Here is a 4,059-nt window from a genome sequence, read left to right as displayed (position 1 = left end):
TCTGTGGCTGATACTCCGCCTTCGCGAGCAAGCCCGCTCCCACACTGGATCTTCGCTGTTTGTCAGACCGCCGCAAATCGCTTGTCGAGGTAATCGATGATCACCTTGGAGTCGTACATCCAGGTGGTCTGGCCGTTCTCTTCGATGCGCAGGCATGGCACCTTGATCTTGCCGCCTTGCTCCAGCAGGGTCTGGCGGTCCTGCTCGTTGTTCTTCGCATCCTTCAAGGCCACCGGCACGTTCAGGCGGTGCAGGGTGCGGCGGGTCTTCACGCAGAACGGGCAGGCGTGGAATTGATACAGGGTCAGGTCCTTGGCCGCTGCGTTCACCTGCGCCTGTTGTTCGGCAGGGCGCTGCTTTTTGCGCGGACGGGTCAGGAAGTCGCCGGCGATGATGACGTGGCCGAGGCCCACTCGAAGTGCTTTGACGAACATGGCTGAAACCTCTTGCCCTAGACTTAAGGGGGCGCAGCTACCTGATTTTTCACAGGCGAAAAAAAACCGGCGATGAACGCCGGTTTTTCCAGGTGCCGCGTATTACTTGATCAGGCTGAGAAACTCGCTGCGGGTCGCCGCGTTTTCGCGGAACTCACCCAGCATCACCGACGTGATCATCGACGAATTCTGCTTCTCCACACCGCGCATCATCATGCACATGTGCTTGGCCTCGATCACCACTGCAACGCCCAGGGCGCCGGTGACCTGCTGGACCGCATCGGCGATCTGGCGGCTGAGGTTTTCCTGGATCTGCAGGCGGCGGGCATACATATCGACGATACGCGCGACCTTCGACAGGCCCAGCACTTTGCCGCTCGGGATATACGCGACGTGAGCCTTGCCGATGAACGGCAGCAGGTGGTGTTCGCACAGCGAGTACAACTCGATGTCCTTGACCAGCACCATTTCGCTGTTGTCAGAGCTGAACAAGGCACCGTTGGTGACTTCTTCGAGGGTCTGTTCATAACCGCGGCAGAGATACTGCATGGCCTTGGCGGCACGTTTTGGCGTGTCGAGCAGGCCCTCGCGGGAAACGTCCTCGCCGAGTTGGCCGAGAATCGCGGTGTAATTCTGTTCCAGGGACATGAAACTACCTAGTGGGATTTTCGCAAAGGGCAAGGGTACGGCGGCCAACACATCGCTGCAAGCCTGACGATGGCACTTGTTACTCGTCGCGGCCTTCCATCATGGTGCGCTTGAGCATCACATACACCGCCCCAGCGCCGCCGTGACGTGGCTGGCATGAGGTAAAACCCAGCACCTGGGAGTGCTGGCGCAACCAGGTGTTGACGTGGCTTTTGATCATCGGCCGCTTGCCGTCCAGGCGCACGGCCTTGCCGTGGGTGACGCGCACGCAGCGGATTTCGAATTTGGTGGCTTCGGCGAGGAACGCCCAGAGGGTTTCGCGGGCTTTTTCGACGGTCATGCCGTGCAGGTCGAGACTACCCTCGAACGGGATCTGGCCGACCTTGAGCTTGCGCATCTGGCTTTCCTGCACGCCGTCGCGGGCCCACATCAACTCGTCTTCGGGACCTACATCGATAACGAATTGATCCGACAGGCCGTCCACGGTGGTGGCGTCCGTGCGCACGGTCGCGGCCTGGCGCAGCTTGGCGATCTGGGCGCGATCGGTCTTGGGTTTGCCGGTGTCGGCGCGATCATGCTTGATCGGCTTGACGCCGCGCAGCTCGTTCTTGAATAGGGAAAAATCGTCGTCTTGCATGTCAGCCTCCGCGAAGGGCGGGCAGTTTACCTAATCGCGGCGGCTTGATGCGCAACAAACGCTATCTGTACGCCATCAGTCGTGCTTTTTCATCAGGTGCGAAGCGATGTTCAGTGACAGCGGTTGGCGCATGCGCCGACGGCAACGGCGCCACAGCCATACGCCGAACCACAGCACCAGCAGGCCGATGACCAAGAGTATTGCAGAACCGCCAGGGCTGGCATTCAGCTCGCCCAGGGCCGGTGAGTGTCCAACCAAACCAGCGCCGCCAGCAATTGCCAGTAGTACGCCACCTATCGCCAACAGCGCGGCAAAGCCGGCGCCGATGCGCAGACGCCAGTTGCTCGGGCCCTTGGGGCGCAAGCGACGAGCATCAAAACCATCGGATATCTTCATTCCGACCTTTCCTCCAGGGTATCGGCCCTTCGACCGGAAGATACACAGGTTGTTCCGGGTACAGAGGCAATTGCAGCAAATGACAGGTATTTGCGGATGAGCGGGCGGCTACCCGCTCATCGAAGGTCGATCAGATCAGATCTTTGGTCAAGGCGAGGGTGGCGAAGTTGTCAGCCATGATGGCCATTTCAGTCTGCTGCACATGGTCGGCGCTGAGGATGCCGCCCTTGTAAGGCAGGTCGCGGGTGGCGCAGGCGTCTTCCACCAGGGTGCAGCGAAAGCCCAGGTTTTTTGCCGCACGCACCGTGGTGCTGACGCTGGAGTGGCTCATGAAGCCGCAGACGATCAGGTCCAGGGAACCGAGGTCTTGCAGGTGTTTCTCCAGGCCGGTGCCGTGGAAGGCGCTGGGCAGCAGCTTGCCGATGATGGTTTCGTCGGCCTGTGGCTCAAGGCCAGGAATGAACTCACCGCGCTCGCCCTGAGGGTCAAACAACCCGCCGACAGTGCCCAGGTGGCGCACATGCACGATCGGGCGCCCGGCGTTGCGCGCGGCAGCCGCCAGTTGCTTGATATTTTCGACAGCAGCGTCCATGCCCGAGAGGGCGAGGGGACCACTGAGGTATTCCTTCTGGGCGTCGATGATCACGAGGGTCGCATGGTTCAGGTTCGCCGCTGCGTAACCACGACCGCTGAGTTGAAACATCGTCTTTGGAACGGACATTCTGGGGCTCCTGTGAGTGGGGCTTTTGTGACATTGTCCTCTGGCTGAGCGCTTCTGTGAATCGCTACCATCGTAAGGTACGCCGTTGTTGGCGTGCAGCGATGTCAATAGGGCACTACGTTTAGGCAAAAACCACGTTTAAGATGAAATCCGACGTGCGGCAAAGGGTTTTTTCGTACATCGTCGGTACAGCTTAAGACTGTTAGAATCGCCGGTCGTTTTTTCCAGGAGCTTGCCCCCGTGATCACTTCCCGCCTGCGCACCTTGCGCGACCACATCCGATGGGCCGTCAGCCGTTTCCATGGGGAAGACCTGTTTTTTGGCCATGGCACCGACAACGCCTGGGACGAAGCCCGGCAACTGGTGCTCGGCGCCTTGCACCTGCCATGGGAAATTGCCGACAGTTACCTGGATTGCAACCTGGAAGAAGAGGAAATCTCCCACGTGCAACGGTTGCTGCACCGCCGTATCCACGAGCGTGTGCCGACCGCTTACCTGTTGAAGGAAGCCTGGTTCTGCGGCATGTCGTTTATCGTTGATGAGCGTGTATTGATTCCCCGCTCACCGATTGGCGAACTGATCGAAAACCGCTTCGAACCGTGGCTGGGCACACCGCCGGCACGCATTCTGGACCTGTGCACCGGTTCCGGTTGCATCGGTATTGCCTGCGCCTACGAGTTCCAGGACGCCGAAGTGGTACTGGGCGACCTGTCCTTCGAAGCGCTGGAGGTGGCCAACCAGAACATCGAGCGCCATGGCGTCGATGAGCGCGTGTATACCGTTCAGGGCGACGGCTTTGATGGTTTGCCGGGCCAGCGTTTTGACCTGATCGTGTCCAACCCGCCGTATGTCGACGCCGAAGACTTTGCCGACATGCCGGATGAATACCAGCACGAGCCGGAGCTGGGCCTGGCCTGTGGTGACGACGGCTTGAACCTGGTTCGGCGGATGCTGGCCGAGGCGGCAGATCACTTGACTGAGAAGGGCTTGCTGATTGTCGAAGTGGGCAACAGCCAGGTTCACGTCGAGGCGTTGTACCCCGAAGTGGACTTCGCCTGGCTGGAGTTCCAGCGCGGCGGGCATGGCGTGTTCATGTTGACGGCCGAGCAGTGCCGGGCGCATCAGGCGGTGTTTGCCGCCAGGGTTTAACCGCTTCCAAGTGGGTAACGCGGTCAGTGTGGGAGCGGGCTTGCTCGCGAATGCGGTGGCTCAGTCAAGATATC

Annotated in this window: 6 protein-coding genes; 1 reads left to right on the top strand and 5 read right to left on the bottom strand. The window is 60.1% G+C overall.

The features are described from left to right. Window positions 1-62: 62 nt before the first annotated feature. The 5 genes from ACW9I6_RS31200 to ACW9I6_RS31180 form a co-directional block, all read right to left on the bottom strand. Window positions 63-434, bottom strand: a complete 372-nt coding sequence (locus ACW9I6_RS31200; RefSeq protein WP_063031984.1) for a glutathione S-transferase N-terminal domain-containing protein — start codon at window positions 432-434, stop codon at window positions 63-65. 102 nt (window positions 435-536) lie between these two features. After that, window positions 537-1,082, bottom strand: a complete 546-nt coding sequence (folE, locus tag ACW9I6_RS31195; RefSeq protein ID WP_003204506.1) for a GTP cyclohydrolase I FolE — start codon at window positions 1,080-1,082, stop codon at window positions 537-539. Window positions 1,083-1,161: 79 nt separating this feature from the next. Beyond that, complete coding sequence (locus ACW9I6_RS31190; protein WP_003213135.1) at window positions 1,162-1,719, bottom strand: Smr/MutS family protein; 558 nt, start codon at window positions 1,717-1,719, stop codon at window positions 1,162-1,164. Window positions 1,720-1,794: 75 nt separating this feature from the next. Next, window positions 1,795-2,115 (bottom strand): hypothetical protein, encoded by a 321-nt coding sequence (locus ACW9I6_RS31185; protein WP_003213133.1) that lies wholly within the window; start codon window positions 2,113-2,115, stop codon window positions 1,795-1,797. Between the two features lie 130 nt (window positions 2,116-2,245). Continuing rightward, window positions 2,246-2,836, bottom strand: a complete 591-nt coding sequence (locus tag ACW9I6_RS31180) for a cysteine hydrolase family protein (RefSeq protein ID WP_008433198.1) — start codon at window positions 2,834-2,836, stop codon at window positions 2,246-2,248. Window positions 2,837-3,076: 240 nt separating this feature from the next. On the opposite strand from ACW9I6_RS31180, the gene prmB reads away from it, so the two are divergent. Further along, window positions 3,077-3,985 (top strand): 50S ribosomal protein L3 N(5)-glutamine methyltransferase, encoded by a 909-nt coding sequence (gene prmB, locus ACW9I6_RS31175; RefSeq protein ID WP_003213129.1) that lies wholly within the window; start codon window positions 3,077-3,079, stop codon window positions 3,983-3,985. Window positions 3,986-4,059: the final 74 nt, after the last annotated feature.

The organism is Pseudomonas sp. SDO5522_S412, from assembly GCF_054071215.1.
Note: the sequence above shows the minus strand (reverse complement) of the source record. Positions and strands in the feature narration are given on the sequence as shown.

Excerpts from the sequence above, each read along its gene's own strand:
- ACW9I6_RS31200 (WP_063031984.1), bottom strand. The coding sequence starts at position 434 with ATGTTCGTCAAAGCACTTCGAGTGGGCCTCGGCCACGTCATCATCGCC.
- folE (WP_003204506.1), bottom strand. The coding sequence starts at position 1,082 with ATGTCCCTGGAACAGAATTACACCGCGATTCTCGGCCAACTCGGCGAG.
- ACW9I6_RS31190 (WP_003213135.1), bottom strand. The coding sequence starts at position 1,719 with ATGCAAGACGACGATTTTTCCCTATTCAAGAACGAGCTGCGCGGCGTC.
- ACW9I6_RS31185 (WP_003213133.1), bottom strand. The coding sequence starts at position 2,115 with ATGAAGATATCCGATGGTTTTGATGCTCGTCGCTTGCGCCCCAAGGGC.
- ACW9I6_RS31180 (WP_008433198.1), bottom strand. The coding sequence starts at position 2,836 with ATGTCCGTTCCAAAGACGATGTTTCAACTCAGCGGTCGTGGTTACGCA.